The following is a 20,286-nucleotide window of genomic DNA, read 5'->3' as shown; positions in this document are numbered from 1 at the left end:
GCCGGGCCGGGGTCCGGCCCGGCGCCGACCGGGGTCCTCCGGGGTCCGGTCCCCGCCTCCGGTGGTCGAGATCCGGCCACTCTGCGGGCACACACCCGTCCGCCCCCCGTACTGTTGGCCGGAGGCCGGGTGACGACATGGGGGCTGAAGTGACCGAAGTGACCGGAGCGACCGACAGGACCACCGCCGGGCGCGGCGACACCGGGCCCGGGCGGGCCGGCCGCCTGCTCGCCGTGAGCGACCTGCACGTCTCCTACCAGCAGAACCGCGACCTGGTGGAGCAGCTGCGCCCGGAGTCCCCCGACGACTGGCTGATCGTCGCCGGTGACGTCGCCGAGTCCACCACCACCATCCGCTGGGCACTGGGCCTGCTCGCCGAGCGCTTCGCCAAGGTGATCTGGGCGCCCGGCAACCACGAGCTGTGGACGCACCCCAACGACCCGGTCCAGCTGCGCGGCGTCGCCCGCTACGAGTACCTGGTCCGGCTCTGCCGCGAACTCGGCGTGGTGACCCCCGAGGACCCGTACCCGGTCTGGACCGGCGCCGGCGGCCCGGTCGCCGTCGCACCGCTCTTCGTGCTGTACGACTACTCCTTCCGGGCCCCCGGCACCACGACCAAGGAGGAGTCGCTGGCCGCCGCCTACGAGTCCGGCGTGGTCTGCGCCGACGAGCGGTTCCTCCACCCGGACCCGTTCCCGGACCGCGACTCCTGGTGCCGCGAGCGCGTCCGGCTCACCGAGAAGCGGCTGGCCGGGCACGACCCGGAGCTGCCGCTCGTCCTGGTCAACCACTACCCGCTGGTCCGGGAACCCACCGAGATCCTCTGGTACCCCGAGTTCGCCCAGTGGTGCGGCACGGAGCTGACCGCCGACTGGCACCGCCGCTTCAACACCGCCGCGATGATCTACGGCCACCTGCACATCCCCCGGCGGACCAGCTACGACGGCGTCAGGTTCGAGGAGGTCTCGCTCGGCTACCCGCGCGAGTGGGGCAAGCGCGGCCTGCCGGACCCGCTGCTGCGCGAGGTCTTCCCGCAGTCCTGAACGCGCGGGCGGCGCGCCGGTCACTCCCGACGCGCCGCCTCCCGACCCTGCCGCCCTTACTCCGGCGCCTTCCCCTCGGCCTTCTCCTCGGCCTTCTCCTCGGCCTCCGCGAAGGTCGCCGAGGGCTCCGGCCGTTCCGTCACCACCACCAGTTCGCCGCCCGACACCTTCGCCACCAGCGTGTCGCCCTCCTGCACGCTGCCGTCCAGCAGCAGGTTGGAGATCCGGTTGTCCAGCTCGTGCTGGATCGTCCGGCGCAGCGGCCGGGCCCCGAACTCCGGCTGGTAACCCCGGTTCACCAGCCACTCCTTGGCGTCGTCCGTCACCTCCAGCCGGACGTCCTGCGCCTTCAGGCGGCGCCGGCTGCGGTCCAGCAGCAGGCCCACCACCTGGAGCAGGTCCTTGCGGGTGAGCCCGTGGAAGACGATCACCTCGTCGATCCGGTTGAGGAACTCCGGCCGGAACTGCGTCCGCAGGTCCCGCATCAGGTCGTCCTTGATCTCGTCGACGTCGCCGGCGTGGTCGAGGATCCGCTGCGACCCGATGTTGCTGGTCATGATCACCACGGTGTTGCGGAAGTCGACCGTGCGGCCCTGCGCGTCCGTCAGCCGTCCGTCGTCCAGGACCTGGAGCAGCAGGTTGAAGACGTCCGGGTGGGCCTTCTCCACCTCGTCGAAGAGCAGCACGCTGTACGGCTTGCGGCGCACCGCCTCGGTCAGCTGGCCCGCCTCGTCGTAGCCGACGTACCCGGGCGGGGAGCCGACCAGCCGGGAGACCGTGTGCTTCTCCTGGAACTCGCTCATGTCGAAGCGGATCATCCGGTCCGGGTCGCCGAAGAGCAGCGCGGCCAGGGCCTTGGCCAGCTCGGTCTTGCCGACACCGGTCGGCCCGAGGAAGAGGAACGAGCCGGTCGGCCGGTCCGGGTCGCCCATGCCGGCCCGACCGCGGCGCACCGCCTGGGCGACGGCCGTGACCGCCTGGTCCTGCCCGATCACCTTCTCGTGCAGGTGCTCCTCCAGCCGCAGGAGCCGCTCACGCTCGGTGGCGTTCAACTCGGCCACCGGGATGCCGGTACGGCGGGAGAGCACCTGCGCGATGTCCTCGGCGGTGACGGCGACGACCTCCTCCCGGTCCTCGGCGAGCGCGGCCAGCTCGTCCTCGGTCTGGCGCAGCTCGGCCTTCAGGTTGGCGGCCCGGACGAACTCCTCGTCCGCCACCGCCTCCTCCAGCTCGCGTCGCAGCTTGGTGATCCGGTCCTGCACCGGCATCGCCGTCGTCGATCCGCTCAGGCTGCGCAGCCGGACCCGCGCGCCCGCCTGGTCCAGCAGGTCGATCGCCTTGTCCGGCAGGAAGCGGTCGCTGACGTAGCGGTCGGAGAGCGCCGCGGCGGCGTCCAACGCCTCGTCGGTGAAGCGCACTTGGTGGTGCGCCTCGTACGCGTCGCGCAGGCCGCGCAGGATCTCGACGGTCTCCTCGACGGTCGGCTCGGGCACCAGCACCGGCTGGAAGCGACGCTCCAGGGCGGCGTCCTTCTCGATGTGCCGGCGGTACTCGTCCAGGGTGGTGGCGCCGACCACGCTCAGCTCGCCGCGGGCCAGGGCCGGCTTGAGGATGTTGCCCGCGTCCATCGAACCCTCGCCGCCGGAGCCCGCCCCGACCACCGTGTGCAGCTCGTCGAGGAACAGGATCACGCTCTGCTCGGCCGCCGTGACCTCGTCGATCACGCTCTTCAGCCGTTCCTCGAACTCGCCGCGGTACTTGGAGCCGGCCACCAGCCCGGTGAGGTCCAGGGTGACGACCCGCTTCTCCTTCAGGCTCTGCGGCACGTCACCGGAGACGATCCGCTGCGCCAGCCCCTCCACGATCGCCGTCTTGCCGACGCCCGGCTCGCCGATCAGCACCGGGTTGTTCTTGGTCCGGCGGGACAGGATCTCGACGGTCTGCTCGATCTCCTCGGCCCGGCCGACCACCGCGTCCAGCCGGCCCGCCCGCGCCTCCTCGGTGAGGTCCTGGCCGTACTCGTCCAGGGTGGGCGTCCGGCTCGGCTGCGCACCGCCGGAGCTGCGCTCGCCACCGGAGCTGCGGCCGTCCAGCACCGTGCGCAGCGCCTCCTGCGAGGGGGCCACGTTCCGCAGGGCCGCCCCCGCGCCCGACCGGTCCTCCTCCAGCAGCGCCCCGAGGATGTGCTCGGGCCCGATGTACGAGGCACCCGCCGCCTGCGAACGGGCGTGCGCGGCGAGCAGCGCCCGCTTGGCGGCCGGCGTCAACGCGGGCCGGCCGTCCCCGGTGGGCGTCTCCGCGCCGACCGGCAGCGCCTCCGCGAGGTCGCCGGCCAGCCGGTCCGGGTCGATCCCGGCCCGCTCCAGCATCCGGCGCGACGGATCCACCCGGGTGGATGCCCACACCAGGTGCACGGTGTCGAGATCGCTGCTCCCGTCCTCGGCGGCACGCTGCGCGGCCAGGCCGAGCAGCTCCTGCGCCGACTCGCTGAGCAGCCGGCCGATCGGCACCCGCTGCACGTTGGGTGGGGACGCCATCGGGCTCATGCCGAAGAACCGGCTGAGCAGGTCGGAGAACGGGTCGTTCGATCCGAACGGCGGCATGGTCACGGTGGTTCACCTCTCCCGAGCGGGCTGCGCCCCCACACAAACACAGGCCGTGCGGCCCCGCCTCCCGAGCGCGGGCGGTCGGGCGAGGGGCTCGGAAGAGGCCCGGGAGGCGCCCGGGAGGCGCTCTGTTCACGGGCATCCGGAGTCGGCACGCTGTGGACATGACGACTCCTCGACGGATCGACGTACGGCTGGGTGACCGCTCCTACCCCGTGCACATCGGCCCCGGGGTCCGGCACCTGCTCCCCTCCGTCGTGGCCGCCACCGGCGCGGCCCGGGCCGTGGTGGTGTCGGCCCGCCCGCCGGAGGAGGTCCCGGACCCGGGCGTGCCGTCCCTGCTCGTCCCGGCCCAGGACGGCGAGCACCGCAAGACCCTGGCCACGGTGGAGGAGCTCTGCCGGGCCTTCGCCGGATACGGCCTGACCCGCCACGACGTGGTGGTCTCCTGCGGGGGCGGCACCACGACCGACGCGGTCGGCCTGGCCGCGGCGCTGTACCACCGCGGGGTGGCCGTGATCCATCTGCCGACCACCCTGCTGGCGCAGGTGGACGCGGCGGTCGGCGGGAAGACCGCGGTCAACCTGCCCGAGGCGAAGAACCTGGTCGGCGCCTACTGGCAGCCCCGGGCCGTGCTGTGCGACACCGACCACCTGCGCACCCTCCCGCCGGTGGAGTGGGCGAACGGGTACGGCGAGATCGCCCGCTGCCACTTCATCGGCGCCGGCGACCTGCGCGGGCTGCCCGTCCACGAGCAGATCGCCGCGAGCGTCGCCCTGAAGGCCTCGGTGGTGGCCGCCGACGAACGGGACGGCGGGCTGCGGCACATCCTCAACTACGGACACACCCTGGGCCACGCCCTGGAACGGGCCACCGACTTCGCGTTGCGGCACGGCGAGGGCGTCGCGATCGGCACGGTGTTCGCCGGGCGGCTGGCCGGTGCGCTGGGCCGGATCGGCCCGGAGCGGGTGGCCGAGCACCTGGCGACGGTGCGCGCGTACGGGCTGCGCGAGCGGCTGCCGGCCGGAGTGGGGACGGCGGCCCTGATCGCCCTCATGCGGCAGGACAAGAAGGCCCTGTCGGGCACGGGGCTCGCGTTCGTGCTGGACGGGCCGCGCGGTGTCGAGCTGGTGCCGGACGTGCCCGAGCAGGTGGTGGCCCGCACCCTGGACGCGATGGAGCGCGAGCCGGAGGGGAGCCGCCCGGCCGCGCCCGACGGACCCTAGGCGCCGGCGGACCCGGCGGACCCCGGACACCGGCGAACCCGGCGGCGTCCGGGATCCGGGATCCGGGATCCGGGATCCGGGGTCCGGGATCCGGGATCCGGGGTCCGGGGTCCGTCCGGCGGGAACGGTCAGAGCCGGCCGTGGGCCCGCAGGGTGCGCAGGGCGTCCAGGGTGACGATCGGGCGCCACTCGGCCGCCGAGCCCGGGGCCCAGAGCCGCCACAGCACGGGCCAGCCGCCGTCCTCCTGCTGCACGGCGGCCAGGTGGTCCAGGCAGCGCGCCACCTCCTGCTCGGTGAACCACTCCCGGGCGAGCGAACGGGGGGTCCGCAGGACGTCGGTGACGTAGTGGTACTCCCCCGCCGCGTACGCGGGGTGGACCGGAAACTCCTCGGCCCGCGCCGGGTCGGTCACCACCAGCCGCTGGTCGCGGACGAGTTCGCCGAGCCGCTGGGCGGACTTGGCGGCCCGCCCCCGGTCCGGAACGCCGTCCAGGAAGGCGAGGGCGGCCTCCACCTCGTACGGGTGGGAGGAGGTCAGACCGTCGACGGCCTGCCAGCAGAACTCGGTCGCGGCGTCCAGCCACGGGTCCTCGATGCCGTTGCGGTGCAGCCGGCCGACGATCACCCCGGTGGCCAGCAGGCTGCCCGGCGGGTTCGGCCGCACCGTGAGGACGGCCGAGGACGGGTAGCCGGCGATGCCGGGATGGAGCGTCGGCAGGCCCCCGTCGGGCGAGGTCAGACTCGGCAGGTGACTGCGGAGCCGAGCCGTGCGGGCGGCGTCGCACCGGCCGATCTCGTCCAGGACGTTGAGCGCCGCGGCCGCGGCCAGCGGCTGCGAGGACGGCCCGCGCACGTCCGCCTCCAGCGCGTACGCGTAGCCGCCGTCGGGGCGGACGTAGGCGGCGAGCGCGGTCTCCACGGCGTCGGCGCCGCCGCCGAGGAAGTGGTGGGCGAAGCGGTGCTGCTCCAGCGGACGGGCGGAGAGCCAGACGAACCATTCGGCGCGTTCGAGGACGGTACGCACGCGGGGCCTCCCGAGGTTGTGCAGAAAGGGTACTGACGGAGCGTCAGCCATCGGGCGAGAAGTACCATACCAGCCGACCTGGAGAGAAAACGGACATCTCGCACACGTCCCCTGGCGTGCCCGTGGCCGCTGGGTCAGAGTGGAACCGTTCATCCGACCGGTCCGACGACGGAGGGCACACGTCGCATGAGACACAGGATTCTGGGCGGCACCGGCATATCGGTCAGCGAATTCGCCCTCGGGGCCATGATGTTCGGCTCCTGGGGCAACACCGACGAGGAGGAGGGCGTCCGGACGATCCGGCTGGCCCTGGACGCGGGCATCAATCTCGTGGACACCGCCGACATCTACGGCGACGGCGGATCGGAGCGGATCGTCGGCCGGGCGATCCGGGGCCGCCGGGACGACGTCGTCCTCGCCACCAAGTTCCACAGCCCGATGGGCCCGGACGCCAACCACCGCGGGAACTCCCGGCGCTGGATCGCGCGGGCGGTGGAGGGATCGCTGCGCCGCCTCGACACCGACCACATCGACCTCTACCAGGTGCACCGGATCGACCCGGACACCGACATCGACGAGACGCTCTCCGCGCTCTCCGACCTCGTCCGCTCCGGCAAGGTCCGCGCGGTCGGCACCTCCAACTTCCCCGCGGACCAGATCGTCGAGGCCCAGTGGGTCTCCGAACGGCGCGGACACGTCCGGTTCCGCAGCGAGCAGCCGCAGTACTCCGCCCTCGCCCGCTCCGTGGAGACCCACGTCCTGCCGACCGCACAGCGGCACGGCATGGGCGTCCTGCCCTGGGGCCCCCTGGGGGCGGGCTGGCTCACCGGCCGGGAGATCCGGCCGGGCGTCGGGCGGGCCGTGCTGGAACAGCGCAAGTTCGACCTCTCCGTCCCGGAGAACGCCGCCAAGGCGAAGGCGGTGGCCGAGCTGCGCAAGGTGGCCGCCGACGCGGGGCTGTCGCCGGCGCACCTCGCGCTGGCCTTCGTCCAGTCCCATCCCGCCGTCACCTCCGTCCTCCTCGGCCCGCGCACGCCAGGGCAGTTGACCGACCTGCTGGGCGCGGCCGGGGTGGAACTCGACGACGAGGTGCTCGACCGGATCGACGCGATCGTGCCGCCCGGTGTCGACCTCAACCGCGCCGACCACCACTGGGTGCCGCAGTCGCTGACCGACCCCTCGCTGCGCCGTCGGCGCACCGCTCCCCGGCGGGAGGCGTGATGGCCCGCGTCCCGTTGACCGAACACGCCAGGGCCGTGCTGGCGGCGCCGGTGTTCGCCGTGGTGGCGACCCTCCGCGCGGACGGCACGGTGCACCAGTCCGTCGTCTGGGTCGGCCACGACGGCACCGACCTGCTCTTCGGGATCGAGCGGGGCAGCCACAAGGAGCGCAACCTGCGGCGCGATCCGCGGATCTCGGTGCTGCTGCACCCGGCCGACGCCCCGTACACCTACCTGGCGGTGCGCGGGACGGCGTCGATCGAGCCGGTGAAGCTGCACGACGGGCTGATGGACGAGATGTCGCGCCGGTACACCGGGAAGTCGCACGCGGAATTCCTCGGCGAGCTGCTGCCCGCCGAGGAGGACCTGCTGGTCGTGCGGGTCGCCGTGGAGTACCTACTGGACCGGTGAGGAGGCGGCGGGCGCCGGGGTGTTCCCCGACGCCCGCCGCAGCCGGCCCGCCACAGCCCGGTCAACGCAGCCCGGTCAGCGCAGCTCGGTCACCATCGGCAGCTCGCCCATGCCCACCAGAGCCCGCGGCTTGGGGTGGACGGGCGTGTCCGACGTCGGCCGCAGCCGCCAGCGCGCGGCGATCGTGGCGAGCGCCAGCGTGGTCTCCATCATCGCGAAGTCGTCGCCGATGCACTTGCGGCTGCCCGCGCCGAACGGGATCATCGCGCCGCGCGGCACGTCGCCCACCCGCTCGGGCGACCAGCGGTCCGGGTCGAAGCGCTCCGGGTCCGGGAAGAGCTCGCCGTTGCGGTGCAGCGCGTACGAGCTGTAGAAGACGACCGAGCCCACCGGCAGCCGGACGCCGCCCAGTTCGGTGTCGGCGGTGACGACCCGGGTGACCAGCCACCCCGGTGGGTAGAGCCGGAGCACCTCGTTCACCACCTGGCGGGTGTAGTCCAGCCCGTCCCGGCCGTGCGCGTCGGCTCCGCCCGACGCGGCGAAGGCGTCCGCCTCCTCCTGGAGCCGGCGCTCGTACTCGGGGTGCCGGCCGAGCAGTTGGAGCGCCCAGGCGAGGGCGGTCGCGGTGGTCTCGGTGGACGCGGTGAGGAAGTTCATCACCTGGTCGTGGATCTCCTGGTCGGAGAGTCCCCGGCCGTCCTCGTCGCGCGCGCCGAGCAGGCCGGACAACAGGTCGCCGTGGTCCTGGTCGGCTCCCCGGTAGTTCCGGATGATCGAGTCGATCAGCTCCCGGAGGTCCGCCAGGGCGCCCTCGAAGCGCCGCGACTCGGGCCCGGGCACCCGGTACACCAGACCGACCGGGGCGACCATCCGCTTGTACATGCCCTTGAGCACGATCGGCAGGCAGCGCAGGATCCGGTCCACGTGATCGGTCCCGATCTCGGTCGAGAGCAGCACCCGCGCGCCGATCCGGGCCGTCACGGCGTGCATCCGGTCGTTGGCCTCGATGGTGCCCCCGGGGCGCCAGCCGGCCGTCTCGGCGGCCATCTCCTCCCGCATCACCTGCGGGTAGGTGGCGATCCGCTCCCGCCGGAACGACGGCTGGACCAGCAGCCGCTGCCGCCGGTGGTCGGCGTAGGGGCAGTTGCCGAGGCTGTTGCCCATCAGCAGCTTGGTCTTCTCGTAGAACGGCCCGCCGCGGTCGAACGTCCGCGGGTCCTTGAGCACCTGGCCGACGAGCTCGGGGTGGCAGACCATGTGGACGGTCCGGCGGCCCATCCTCAGCTCGACCACGTCGCCGTGGCGGGGCAGCCCGGTCAGGAACTCCAGCGGCCGGCGGCGCAGCGGCACCAGGTGGCCCAGCAGCGGCAGCGCACCCGGCGCGGTGGCCGCCGTCCAGTCGGCGGCGGCGCCGGGCCTGGTCGCGGTGGACGACATCGGCTCAGCCCCCTTGCCGGGCGGCGGTGCCGGACGGCTTCCGGACGGTGACCACGGCGTAGCCGAGCTCGGTGATGTCGCCGAAACCGGCGAGGTCCTCGACCATGTAGCGGAACTCCTCCTCGGTGACCTGATCCCGCAGCTTCTCCCCGCCGCGGAGGAGGTTGTGCCCGACCACCTGGTAGGACGGCCGGACGTACTCGCCGATGTCGGTGAAGTCCACGACCTCCAGGCCGGCGTCCCGCACACAGGTCTCGTACTGCTCCTGGGTGAGCATCGGACCCTGCTGGTAGTTCTTCATGGCGCCGTCCACCAGCCTGCGGTGCTCGTCGGTCTCCAGCGGGCGCAGCAGCACGAAGTCGGTCGCCACCAGCAGGGCGCCGGGGCGCAGCACCCGGGCGAGCCCGCTGAAGGCCCCGGTGCGGTCCTCGGCGTGGCAGATCGACTCGATCGCGTAGGCCGCGTCGAACGCGGCGTCCGGGAAGGAGAGTCCGAGCATGTCGTGGACCTCGAAGTCCACCGTGTCGGACAGCGCCAGCTCGGCGGCCAGGTCGGTGGACTGGCGGACCTGGCGCGGGCTGAGCGTGATGCCGGTGACGCGCACGCCGTGGCGGCGGGCGATCCGGGCGGTGGCCTTGCCGTTGCCGGAGCCGATGTCCAGCACGTGCTGACCGGGGGCGAGGAGGAGGCGGTCGGAGACGAAGTCGGTCAGCCGGTCGGCGGCCCGTTCGACCTCTCCGGGGTCGACCGGGCCGTCCCAGTAGCCGCCGTGCAGGTAGCCGCCCATGGCGTCGGCCATGGCGTCGTTGACCCGGTCGTAGAAGGTGCCGAGGTCGTCGGCGGCGCGGGGGTCGGTGGTCATCGCCGGTTCACTTCTCCGTCCGGGTCGCGACCACGAGGAGGTGGCCGAACCCGGCCACGTCGATCATGTCGTGCGGGTTGAACCGGTCGACCAGCTCCGGGCCGTGGGCGGCGGACAGGTCGGTGGCCGCGCCGCTGATCCGCTCGGACAGCTCGACGAAGGTGCGGCGCAGGGTGGGCTCGCTGATGTCGGTCAGCTCCTCGAACCGGAAGCCGGCCCGGCGCAGCATCGGCGGGTAGTCCTCGGCCTGGATCATCGTCATCAGGAACTCCCGCAGGTACCGGTCCACGGCGGCCCGGCCGTTCTCCGGGATCGGCTCCCGCTCGAAGAAGTCGGTGAGCACCAGGCGCCCGCCCGGGCGCAGCACCCGGGCCACCTGCCCCAGCACATGGGCGCGGTCCGGCATGTGGATGATCGACTCCAGGGCGATCACGGCGTCGAAGGAGGCCTCGGCGAACGGCAGGTCCGTCGCATCGGCGTGTTCGAAGCGGGCCCGGTCGGCCAGGCCGAGCCTGTCGGCCAGGGCGTTGGCCCGCTCGACCTGGCGTCCGCTCACCGAGATGCCGGTCACCTGGGCGCCGGTGCGCAGGGCGATCCTGTTGCCGGGCGCGCCGGTGCCGCAGCCGAGGTCGAGGACGCGGGAGCCGTGGCCGATGTTCAGCCGGTCGGTCATGAGGTCGGTCAGCCGGTCGGTCGCCTCGGCGAGCGGGACGAGGCTGTCCGGGGAGTCCCAGTAGCCGAAGTGCAGGCTCTCGCCCAGGGTGGCGCTGCCCAGGTCGGTGTAGCGGTCGTAGAGCCTGCCCACCTCGGCGGGGTCGGGGAGGAACGGGAGCGCGGGCTGCTGTGCCATCGGGCGCCTTCCTGGCTGGGGGCCGGCCGGAGTGCGGGGCCGGGACGGGAGAGCGGGGGCGGAGCGTCGGGTGCAGGGCGTCGGGTGCAGGGCGTCGGGGGCGGGGCGTCGGGGGCGGGGCGTCGGGGGCGGGGCGTCGGGGGCGGGGCGTCGGGGGCGGGGCGGGGCGTCAGGTGAGCCCGAGATCCTGGTAGACCGCGTCGGCGATCCGGACGATGCGTTCGCGATGCCGCTCGTGCTCGACCTTGCCGTTCAGGTGGACGGCCAGCACCAGGCCGGCGTCCGGGTCGGCGAACGCGACGGCGGTCCACAGCCCGTCGTGGCCGAAGGAGCGGGGCGAGGCGTGGGTGCCGAAGCTGGTGTACGCGGGACCGAGGGTGCGGCATTCGAGCCGCAGGCCGAAGCCCCAGTCGGCGTTGCCGTAGCGGTCGTGCAGCCCGGTGCGGTGGCGGGCGGTCAGCGCGGCGACCGTGGTCGGCGCGAGGATCCGGCCGCCGGGCGCGGCACCGCCGGCCAGCAGCATCTCCAGCAGCAGCCCGAGATCGCCCAGCGGACCGCGGGTGTTGACCCCGGGCACGCAACGCGTGGTGGCACCGCGGGTCGACCAGAAGTACGTGGGCTGCGGGGTGTCGCCGAGGTTGCTGACGTGGATCAGCGGCAGCCGGTCGCCGTACGCGTCGTAGTCCTCCGGGGAGAGGTGGACCCTGGTGCGGTCCATCCCGCAGGGGCGCAGGATCTCCTGTTCGACGTACGCCGGGTAGTCCCGCCCGTCGATGGCGGGCAGCAGCCGGGCCAGCACGTACCAGGCCCACCACTGGCTGTAGTTGATGCCGGGACCGGCGCCGGCGGGGCCGGGTTCCACGACGGTGGCGAAGGCGCGGCGGAGCCGCTCGTCGTCCGGGCCGGTGACCACGCCGTGCAGCGGGTCCGCGCCGGTGGGCACCGGGCCGGTGTGGGTGAGCAGGTCCATCGAGGTGATCGCGGACTTGCCGGCGGTCCCGAACTCGGGCAGGTAGTGGGCCACCGGGAGGTGGGGGTCGAAGTCGCCCGCCTCCCAGAGCCGGCCGAGCGCGACCGAGAGCAGCGGCTTGGCGCAGCAGTACCAGAGCGGCGCCGAGCCGGCCGACATGGCGACCCCGGGGCGGGCCAGGCCGAGTCCGACGTCGGCCAGCGGCTTGCCGTGCAGCGAGGCGTAGAACTGCGCGCCGGGCGTCGAGGTGCCGACCTCGCGGCCCAGTTCGCGCAGGGTGCGCGGGAGGACGTCGGCGGCCCGGGCGACGGCGTCGACGTCGGCCGGGGCGGGGTCGGCGGTGCCCACCGGGACGGGTTCCGGACCGGCGGCGGGGGCGGCGCCCGGCGGCAGTGCGGCGGTGCCGGCCCGCAGGGCTGCGACCTGGCCGGCCCGGTCGCGCTGCAGCGCGGCGTCGACGAAGAACAGCAGGCTGAAGTTGCCGAGGACGGTGACGTCGCCGCGTTCCAGGATCTCCGCGCGGGCCCGGGCCGGGCCGAACAGCAGGGTGTGGGCGGCGGCGTAGGGCAGGGTGAGCAGGAGTCCGGGCGGATCGCCGGCCGCCGCGGTCACCGCGAGCCGTCCGCCGGCGAGGTCCACCAGGAGGTCGGCCGCCGGGGCGGTGCCGGGCGGCGGGTCGGTGATCGCCAGGCGCAGGGCGACCGTGCTGCGCGGGGCCGGGTCGGGGGCGGCGAACCGGCCGGCGGCGGCGAGCCAGTCCGGGGTGAGCAGGGCGGGGGCGGCGGTCGGCATCGGTCACCCCTCGCGGACGGGGACGGGGACCGGTGCGGGCGGCGCGGGCACCCGGGGGGCGACCTCCGCGGCGAACCTGCGCAGGCTCTCCGTCGCGGGGTAGTCGCGGAACCAGAGCAGGAACTCGCCCACCCCGGCCTCGGTGTACCGGGCGGCCCGCTCGACCAGCTGGTCCGGTGTCCCGTACAGGCTGCGGCGGGCGAGCAGATCGGGGTGGTGGCTCCAGAACACCACGACGTGCGGGGTGGAGAGCCAGCGGTCGCGCGCCACCCGGTCGTCGAAGACCCGGCCCTCGGCGACCAGCGCGTGCCGGACCTGTTCCGGGGCCAGGCCGAGCTCCTCCCGGCGGCGGCCGAAGGCCCGGATCGCGGCGGCGACCTGCTCGGGTTCGCCCTGCCACTGGACGGCGGCGCACTCGCGGACCGCGGCCTCGGGCAGCCGGGCGGCCGCGTCCGGTGCGGCGGCGTCCACCCGGACGGCCAGCGGGAGCCTCGGCTGCACCGGGACCGGTACCGCGTGCGCCCCGGCGAGCGGGACGGCGGGGCCGGGCGCGTCGGTCCGGGTGCCGGACCACAGCGCCCGCAGGGCCTCGATGGTCTCGGCGAGCACGGGCGCGGGATCAGCCGCGAGGTCGGTCCCGGGGTGCGCCACGAGGTCGGCCGCGGGATCCGCCGCGGCCAGGGCGGTGCCGGGCACGGTGCCGGCCGCGACGTGCTCGGGGAGGGGTCCGGCGGTGGTCAGAGCGAGCGACAGCCGCCCCCCGGAGATGACGTCGGCGCAGGCGGCCTGTTTGGCGAGGACCACCGCGTTGCGGTGCGGCGGGCCCGCGGCCAGCAGGCCGAGCCGGATGCCGGGCAGGGTCGCGGCGAGCGCGCCGAGGGCGGTCCAGGCCTCGACCACCGGCTGTGCCTCGCGGCGCGGCAGGGTGTCGGTGCGGTCCTCCAGCCAGAGGGCGTGGTAGCCGCAGTCCCGGGCCAGCGCGGCGGTCTCGACGACGGTCCGCCAGGCTGCGGACCCGCCCAGGCCGGCCAGTTCGAGACCGGCGCCCTGCGGGGCCGCGACGCTCCAGCGCGGCGCCTGCGCCACCCCGGCGCTCACCGGACACCCCCCTGCACCAGGGCGAGCAGGTCCGTCGGTCTGGCGAGCACGAAGTCGGGTTTCTCGTCGATGAGTTGATCGGTGGCGGTCTCGCCCCAGAGGGCTGCCGCGGTGGCGGTCCCGGCGGACCTCCCGCTCTGGATGTCGATCACCGCGTCGCCCACCATGACGGCGTCGCCGGGCTCGCTCGCGAGCCGGCGCAGTGCCTCCCGGACGATGTCCGGGGCCGGCTTGGGCCGGTCCACCTCGTCACTGCCGACGACGGTGTCCAGCAGCGGCAGCAGTCCGACCACCTCCAGGACGGTCCGCGCCCGGTCGCCGGACTTGCCGGTGGCGATCGCGGTCCGGACCTCCGACTCCCGGAGCCGCTTGAGCACCAGCGGCACGTCCGGGTACACCTCCACCTCGTGGATCAGCCGGTGGCTGGCCTCGACGAAGGGCCGCTCCATCCCTTCGGGCAGTCCCATCAGCCGCATGATGTCCGGGAAGTAGCGCCCCTGGTGGGTGCAGTACTCGTCGAACGGCGGCTCCCCGTCGCCCACGACCTCGCGGTAGGCCGCGGCGAACGCCTGGCGCATCACGCCGAAACTGTCGATGAGCACGCCGTCCAGATCGAACACCACGGTGGAAAATTCCTGATGCACCGTCATCTACTGCCGCTTCCTTGAGAGTTGTTCCGATCTGTCCGGACGGTGGGCTCGGCGGCGGGATCAGTTCGCGGCGACGACGTCCGCGAACACCTCGGCGAGCCGGTCGAGGACGGGGGTGTCGGCGAGCAGCACCCGGTGGTGCAGCCAGAGGCAGTCGGAGCCGATCTCCTCGGACACCGGGCAGCGCTTGGCGATCTCGTCGACGTCGCCGACGGCCGGCCCCTGGAAGTAGCCGGCGGTGCGGTAGACCGGCGGGAAGGCCACGAACGCGGGCACGCCGTGTTCGAGCAGCGCGTCCACCACGGCGAGCCGGCGATCGCGGGTGATGCCGGGGAGCCGGACCATCGCCATGTAGTGCGCCATGCGGTCGCAGCGATCGTCGCGATCCTGCGGCACCACCCCGGGGATTGCGCCGAGCAGGGCGGCCAGGTGCTGCGAGCGCTCCTCCCGAAGGGTCACCTGTGCCTCCAGGCGCGAGAGTTGGCCGCGCAGCACGGTGGCGGAGAACTCGTTCATGCGGAAGTTGGAGCCCTGGGTGAGGTGGGCGTAGAGCCGGTCGCCCGGGGGGCGCCCGCAGCCGTGCCGCAGGTACGCCTCCCGGTGGGTCTCGTCGTCCGGCAGCAGCACGGCGCCGCCCTCGCCGGCCGTCATGAGCTTGCCGTTCTGGAAGCTGAACGCGGCGATCGAGCCGAGCTCGCCCACCCGGCTGCCGCGCCAGCGGGCCGAGTGCGCGTGCGCCGCGTCCTGGAGGACCGCCACGCCGGTGGCGGCGGCGAGTTCCGCCAGTGCGTCCATGTCGGCCAGTTGCCCGGCCATGTGGACCGGCATGACCACCTTGGTCCGCGGGGTGACGAGCCGGGCGGCGGCCTCGACGTCCAGGTTGTAGGTGTCCGGCCGGACGTCGCACGGGACGGGCACGGCGCCGACCCGCTGGACGGCCAGCGAGGTGGCGATGAACGTGAAGGCCGGGACGATCACCTCGTCGCCCGGCCCGACGCCGAGCACCGACAGGGCCAGCTCCAGCGCGTGCGTGCCGTTGGTGGTCGCGATGGCGCGGTGGGCTCCGTGCAGATCGGCGAACTCCCTTTCGAAGCTGTCGACTTCACTGCCCCCGTTGCGCCACCAGCCCTCCTGCTCCAGGACGCGCAGAAGGCCCTCACGCTCCTCGGCACCGTGCTGCGGCCAAGCGGGAAACGTCAGGGGCGACTGGACCGGAATGGATGACATGGGTCGGGCCTCTCGGTCGTGTGCGGCATGGGGGCAGGCCGCCGCACACGGGGGGCGACCCTGCTGCAAACCGGTCCGTCCGTCGGGCGGAGCCGCCGGACACCGGGTGTGACGCGACCCGCCGGACTGCCGCTCGGACGTGGGCGGGGCCACCGATCGAAAACCTCGGACCGGCCGGCCTCGGGCGTACTGCTCCGTGAGAAATGGCCGGCAGGGAGGGGGGTGGACAACCGTTCGCTCAGCCACGCAAATCATGGCCAGGTCATCCCGAACACGTCAACACCAAGCGTCCGACCGGGTTCGACACCCATCGGCACCGGCGTTTTCCCGCCACCCGCCGACACGGTGTCGGACGACCGGGACGTCGCTGCGCAGAAACGCCCCGGGCTCCGTTCGCGACCGATCGTTCAGGCCGTCCGGACAGCAGGAAATGGCCAGAAGCACATGCCTGACGCGAAAAATACGTTCCCGTAAGGTGGTACGCCGCCGGGAAATGAACCATGCTCGGGAGCCTCGCCCCGCACGGCCCGCAGGCCGCTCCGGCCTGCTCCACCCGACCGCCCCCGGGCCCGGCCGTGCACATTCCGATCACTCCCGGTCGTTCACGAAGATCGATCGGAAACGCCGACGATCGTCGGCGATCATTCCCGCCGTCCTCCTCGCCTTCGCCGAAAGGACCCCCGCCGTGGAAGAGATCAAGGCCCGACTGCGCAAGGTTCTCGTGGACTCGCTCGAACTGTCCGTCGCGCCCTCCGAGATACCGGACCGCGGACTCGTCGAGGCCCTCGGACTCGATTCGATCAATACCATCGAGTTCCTCATCTGGGTGGAAAGCGAGTTCGGCGTGGAGATCGCCGACGAGGACCTTTCGATCAGACTGATCGACGATCTCGACCTCCTCGCGGAATACGTCCACGGCCGGACGTCCGGCATCGGAACCGGCGCCGGAACCGGCGCCGGCACCCCGGCCGCCTGAACCGGGGAGACGGCAGCCATGGCAGAGCGCGCCCTCGTCATCGGGCTCGACGGCATGCCCCGCACCCTGCTCGCCGAGCTCGCCGCCGACGGGGTCATGCCCCGCCTCGGCGCCCTGCTCGCCGAGGGGTACTGCGCCCCGCTGCGGGCCCCCGTCCCGGAGATCAGCTCCACCTCCTGGGCCACCTTCCTCACCGGCACCAACCCGGCACGGCACGGCATCTTCGGCTTCACCGACCTCGTCCCCGACGAGGGCTACCGGATCTGCTTCCCCAACCTGCTGCACCTGCGCGAACCCGCCCTCTGGGCACTCGCCTCCGCAGCCGGCCGCCGCACCGTCTGCCTCAACGTGCCGGGCACCTACCCGGCGCCCGCCGTCGACGGCGTGGTGGTCTCCGGCTTCGTCGCACCGCGCATCGAGAACGCCGTCACCCCCGGCCGCCTCCTCCCGGAGCTCAAGCGCTTCGCCTACGAGCTGGACGTCGAGGTGGGCGACGTCGCGGACGACCCGGCAGGCTTCCTGGCCCGCGCCGGACGCGCCCTCAGGGCCCGTACCGACGCCATGGTGCACGTCCTCACCCAGGAGCCGTGGGACCTCGGCATCGCGGTCCTCACCGAGACCGACCGGGTCCACCACTTCCTCTGGCGCGCCGTCGCCGACCCCGCCGACCCGCTGCACGGCGCGGTCCGCGACTTCTACCGCCTGGTCGACGACTGCGCCGGCCGGCTGGCCGACGTCTGCCGCCCCGACGAGGAGCTCTTCCTGGTCAGCGACCACGGATTCGGCCCCGTCGACCGGCAGTTCTACCTCAACGCCTGGCTGCGGGAGGCCGGCCACCTCGCCGACCTCGACACCACCGCGAAGCTCGCCGACCTCGACACCCGCAGCCACGCCTTCGCCCTCGACCCGGCCCGGATCTACCTCCACCGCAAGCACCGCTTCCCGCGCGGCGGCCTGACCGACACCGAGGCCGACGCGCTCGCCGACGAGATCGCCGACGAGCTGCTGCGGCTGCGCGGCGACGGCGTCCGCGTCGGCACCGACGTGGACGGCCCGCTCCTGGTCGCCGCGGTCCACCGCCCCGCCGAGCTCTACCACGGCCCACTGCTCGACCACGCCGCCGACCTGCTCGCCCTGCCCGCCGGGGGCGTGCAGCTGCGCGGCGCCTGGGGCGGCAGGGCGCCGCTGCGCACCGACACCCTGACCGGCACCCACACCCGCGACAACGCCCTGTTCTACCGGCGCGGCGCCGCCCCGCCGCCCGCCGCCCCGGGCGGCACCGGACCCGCCTCGCTGGACATGCTCGACGTCGCGCCGACCCTGCTCGCCGCCGTCGGGGTCCACCCGCTCGGACTGGACGGCGCCGTCGTCCTCGGCGCCGGCGGAACGGCGTGGGCGACGTGACCCGGCGAAGCCGCCGGACGAGGGGGAGGTGCGGGCGCCCGTGAGCCGGATCCTGCTGCTCAACGGCCCCAACCTCGGCACCCTCGGCACCCGGCAACCGGAGATCTACGGCACCACCACCCTCGCCGAGATCGAGGCCGCCGTCGCCGAGGAGGCCGCCGTCCGCGGCTGGAAGGTCGTCTCCGCGCAGCACAACGGGGAGGGCGAGCTGATCGACGCCCTGCAACGGCACGGCGACGTGGCGGGCGCGGTGGTCAACCCGGGCGCCCTGATGATCGCGGGCTGGGGCCTGCGCGACGCGCTCGCCGACTTCGGCCCGCCCTGGATCGAAGTGCACCTGTCCAACGTCTGGGCCCGCGAGAGCTTCCGCCACACCTCGGTGACGGCGCCGCTGGCCGCCGGCGTGGTGATGGGCATGGGGGCGCTCGGCTACCGCGTCGCCGCCCGCTCGCTCACCCTGCTGGTGCCCGCCGACCACCCCTTCGGCCACCCCGACAACAGCCCCGACGACCGCCCCGCCGACCGCCCCGACGACAAGGCCCAGGCCGTCCTCGGACCGACTCCCTGAGGGAGAACCAGATGCCCCACCCCGGCCGGGTGGCCGTGATCGGACTCGACTCGGCGACCCCGCAGTTGCTGTTCGACCGGTTCGCCGACGACATGCCCGTCCTGACCGCGCTGCGCCGGCGCTCCCTGTGGGGCCCCATGCGCAGCGTCGACCCGCCCATCACCATGCCCGCCTGGTCCTGCATGATGTCCGGCCGCACCCCGGGGGAACTCGGCGTCTACGGCTTCCGCGACCGCGCCGCCCACGACTACGGCCCGCTCGCCTTCGCCACCTCCCACAGCATCCGGGCGCCCCGGATCTGGGACGAGATGACCGCCGCCGGCCGCGACAGCGTCGTCCTGGGCGTCCCCGGCACCTACCCGACCACCCCGATCCGGGGCGCCATGGTCTCCTGCTTCCTCGCCCCCTCCACGCGGGCCCAGTACACCTCCCCGCCCGGACTGCGCGACGAGATCGAGAAGCTCACCGGCGGGTACGCGCTCGACGTCGAGAACTTCCGCTCGCCCGAACTCGCCCGGGTCTCCCAGCAGATCTTCGACCTGAGCGAGCAGCGCTTCCAGGTCGCCCGGCACCTCGCCACCACCCAGGACTGGGAGTTCCTCTCCTTCGTCGACATGGGACCGGACCGGCTCCACCACGGCTTCTGGAAGTACTGCGACCCCGAGCACCCCCGGCACGAGCCCGGCAACCCCTACATCGACCTCTTCCGCGACTACTACCGGGCGCTGGACCGGCACATCGGCGAGTTCCTGGCCTGCCTGCCCGAGAACACCACCGTCCTGGTGGTGTCCGACCACGGCGCCCAGCCGATGGTCGGCGGACTGTTCATCAACGAGTGGCTGCGCAAGGAGGGTCTGCTCGTCCTCGCCACGGAGCCTGCCGGGCCCACCCCGATGGCCAAGGCGGACGTCGACTGGAAACGCACCACCGCCTGGGCGGAGGGCGGCTACTACGGCCGGATCTTCCTCAACGTCGAGGGCCGCGAACCGCACGGCACCGTGCCCGCGGGCGAGTACCAGGACACCCTCGACCGGATCGCGACCGCCCTGGAGCTCCTGCCCGACGACGCCGGACAGCCGATGGGCACCCGGGCCCTGCGCCCCGACCAGCTCTACCCCGAGGTCAACGGCATCGCCCCCGACCTGCTCGTCTACGTGGGCAACCTGCGGTGGCGCGCACTCGCCACACTCGGCATGGGCCAGGGGCTGTACACCACGGAGAACGACACCGGCCCGGACCACGCCAACCACGGGGACACCGGGGTCTTCCTGCTCGACTCCCCCGGTGTCACGCCGGGCCGGGCCGACGGCCTCTCGATCTACGACGTCGCGCCCGCGCTGCGGGAGCTGCTCGGGCTGCCCGGCGGGCGGCTGCCGCACTGACGGCGGACACCCGAACGCCCCTCCGACGTTCCCGGGAGGGGCGTTCGGGTGTTCGGGTGTTCGGGGCGGGTCCGGGAAGGACCCGGGAAGGCCGCGCGACGGCACGGACGGGGCGCCCGGAGGCCGGGGCGCCGGTCAGCCGTCCGCCGCCCCTCGGGCCAGCAGCAGCGCCCCGTGCAGCGAGGCCCTGGCCCCGCAGCGCGCCCGGCGGACGGCCGGCGGGGCGACCCCGGGCCGGGCCAGCCGGCGGACCTCCCGCCGCACCGCTCCGACCAGCCCCGGGACCCCGTGTCCGAACCCGCCGCCCAGCCGCACCTCGGCGCACTGGAGCAGCTCCCCGAGGTTGACCACCGCGACGGCCAGCGCCGCCGCCGTCTCCCGCAGCGGTCCGAGCGCCCAGGCCCGGCCCTCCGCGAGCCCGGCCCGGAACTCCGCCGGGCCGACCGGCGCACCCCGGGCCGCGGCGGCCCGGGCCAGCGTCGCCGGGCCGGAGGCCACGGCCTGGAGGCATCCGGTCCGCCCGCAGACACAGCCGGCGC

At 74.0% G+C, this 20,286-nt stretch carries 18 protein-coding genes; 8 read left to right on the top strand and 10 right to left on the bottom strand.

The features are described from left to right. Positions 1 to 158 precede the first annotated feature (158 nt). On the top strand, positions 159 to 1,043 hold the full coding sequence (locus tag ABZY91_RS36925; RefSeq protein ID WP_329879031.1) for a metallophosphoesterase: 885 nt from the start codon (positions 159 to 161) through the stop codon (positions 1,041 to 1,043). Positions 1,044 to 1,099: 56 nt separating this feature from the next. Here the strand turns inward: ABZY91_RS36925 and ABZY91_RS36920 are convergent, their stop codons facing one another. Next, complete coding sequence (locus ABZY91_RS36920; RefSeq protein WP_355407973.1) at positions 1,100 to 3,652, bottom strand: ATP-dependent Clp protease ATP-binding subunit; 2,553 nt, start codon at positions 3,650 to 3,652, stop codon at positions 1,100 to 1,102. A 161-nt stretch (positions 3,653 to 3,813) separates the two neighbouring features. Between ABZY91_RS36920 and ABZY91_RS36915 the strand changes: the two genes are divergently transcribed. After that, a complete protein-coding gene (locus ABZY91_RS36915; RefSeq protein ID WP_355407971.1) occupies positions 3,814 to 4,875 on the top strand; it encodes a 3-dehydroquinate synthase family protein in 1,062 nt (353 codons plus the stop codon). A gap of 128 nt (positions 4,876 to 5,003) precedes the next feature. Here the strand turns inward: ABZY91_RS36915 and ABZY91_RS36910 are convergent, their stop codons facing one another. Further along, the gene (locus tag ABZY91_RS36910) at positions 5,004 to 5,900 is read right to left on the bottom strand and encodes a hypothetical protein (protein WP_355407969.1); all 897 of its coding nucleotides are present in this window, start codon (positions 5,898 to 5,900) and stop codon (positions 5,004 to 5,006) included. A 186-nt stretch (positions 5,901 to 6,086) separates the two neighbouring features. On the opposite strand from ABZY91_RS36910, the gene ABZY91_RS36905 reads away from it, so the two are divergent. Further along, positions 6,087 to 7,121, top strand: coding sequence for an aldo/keto reductase (locus ABZY91_RS36905; protein ID WP_355407967.1), 1,035 nt, complete (start codon positions 6,087 to 6,089; stop codon positions 7,119 to 7,121). Beyond that, a complete protein-coding gene (locus tag ABZY91_RS36900; protein ID WP_329878911.1) occupies positions 7,121 to 7,531 on the top strand; it encodes a PPOX class F420-dependent oxidoreductase in 411 nt (136 codons plus the stop codon). The genes ABZY91_RS36905 and ABZY91_RS36900 overlap by 1 nt, the downstream gene beginning before the upstream one ends. Positions 7,532 to 7,606: 75 nt before the next feature. Here ABZY91_RS36900 and ABZY91_RS36895 read toward each other — a convergent pair whose 3' ends face one another. From ABZY91_RS36895 to ABZY91_RS36865, 7 genes are all read right to left on the bottom strand, one after another. After that, positions 7,607 to 8,968 (bottom strand): cytochrome P450, encoded by a 1,362-nt coding sequence (locus ABZY91_RS36895; protein ID WP_355407965.1) that lies wholly within the window; start codon positions 8,966 to 8,968, stop codon positions 7,607 to 7,609. A 4-nt stretch (positions 8,969 to 8,972) separates the two neighbouring features. Next, positions 8,973 to 9,830, bottom strand: coding sequence for a methyltransferase domain-containing protein (locus ABZY91_RS36890; RefSeq protein ID WP_355407963.1), 858 nt, complete (start codon positions 9,828 to 9,830; stop codon positions 8,973 to 8,975). 7 nt (positions 9,831 to 9,837) lie between these two features. Beyond that, on the bottom strand, positions 9,838 to 10,680 hold the full coding sequence (locus tag ABZY91_RS36885; RefSeq protein ID WP_329878914.1) for a methyltransferase domain-containing protein: 843 nt from the start codon (positions 10,678 to 10,680) through the stop codon (positions 9,838 to 9,840). Positions 10,681 to 10,849: 169 nt separating this feature from the next. Continuing rightward, the gene (locus tag ABZY91_RS36880) at positions 10,850 to 12,442 is read right to left on the bottom strand and encodes a serine hydrolase domain-containing protein (RefSeq protein ID WP_355407962.1); all 1,593 of its coding nucleotides are present in this window, start codon (positions 12,440 to 12,442) and stop codon (positions 10,850 to 10,852) included. A 3-nt stretch (positions 12,443 to 12,445) separates the two neighbouring features. Next, a complete protein-coding gene (locus tag ABZY91_RS36875; protein ID WP_355407961.1) occupies positions 12,446 to 13,540 on the bottom strand; it encodes an LLM class flavin-dependent oxidoreductase in 1,095 nt (364 codons plus the stop codon). Further along, entirely contained in the window at positions 13,537 to 14,190 is a 654-nt protein-coding gene (locus tag ABZY91_RS36870; RefSeq protein WP_355407960.1) for an HAD-IA family hydrolase, read from the bottom strand. The genes ABZY91_RS36875 and ABZY91_RS36870 overlap by 4 nt, the downstream gene beginning before the upstream one ends. A gap of 60 nt (positions 14,191 to 14,250) precedes the next feature. Further along, positions 14,251 to 15,417 carry an aminotransferase class I/II-fold pyridoxal phosphate-dependent enzyme gene (locus ABZY91_RS36865; RefSeq protein WP_355407959.1) on the bottom strand — a complete coding sequence of 389 codons (1,167 nt, stop codon included), beginning with the start codon at positions 15,415 to 15,417 and terminating at the stop codon, positions 14,251 to 14,253. 685 nt (positions 15,418 to 16,102) lie between these two features. On the opposite strand from ABZY91_RS36865, the gene ABZY91_RS36860 reads away from it, so the two are divergent. Genes ABZY91_RS36860 through ABZY91_RS36845 form a run of 4 tightly spaced genes read left to right on the top strand, consistent with a single transcriptional unit; the run spans position 16,103 to position 19,747 of the window. Next, complete coding sequence (locus tag ABZY91_RS36860) at positions 16,103 to 16,393, top strand: phosphopantetheine-binding protein (RefSeq protein ID WP_355407957.1); 291 nt, start codon at positions 16,103 to 16,105, stop codon at positions 16,391 to 16,393. 18 nt (positions 16,394 to 16,411) lie between these two features. Beyond that, on the top strand, positions 16,412 to 17,797 hold the full coding sequence (locus tag ABZY91_RS36855) for an alkaline phosphatase family protein (protein ID WP_355407955.1): 1,386 nt from the start codon (positions 16,412 to 16,414) through the stop codon (positions 17,795 to 17,797). Between the two features lie 40 nt (positions 17,798 to 17,837). Continuing rightward, positions 17,838 to 18,365, top strand: a complete 528-nt coding sequence (locus tag ABZY91_RS36850) for a type II 3-dehydroquinate dehydratase (RefSeq protein ID WP_355407953.1) — start codon at positions 17,838 to 17,840, stop codon at positions 18,363 to 18,365. An 11-nt stretch (positions 18,366 to 18,376) separates the two neighbouring features. Then, positions 18,377 to 19,747 carry an alkaline phosphatase family protein gene (locus tag ABZY91_RS36845; protein WP_329878922.1) on the top strand — a complete coding sequence of 457 codons (1,371 nt, stop codon included), beginning with the start codon at positions 18,377 to 18,379 and terminating at the stop codon, positions 19,745 to 19,747. 135 nt (positions 19,748 to 19,882) lie between these two features. Here ABZY91_RS36845 and ABZY91_RS36840 read toward each other — a convergent pair. Next, positions 19,883 to 20,286, bottom strand: a 404-nt coding sequence (locus ABZY91_RS36840; RefSeq protein ID WP_355407951.1) for an ROK family protein, incomplete at its 5' end; no start/stop codon positions are given.

Source organism: Kitasatospora sp. NPDC002965 (assembly GCF_040611255.1).
In the GTDB taxonomy this organism is placed as follows: Bacteria; Actinomycetota; Actinomycetes; order Streptomycetales; family Streptomycetaceae; genus Kitasatospora.
This window is presented reverse-complemented; position numbering and strand designations above follow the sequence as displayed.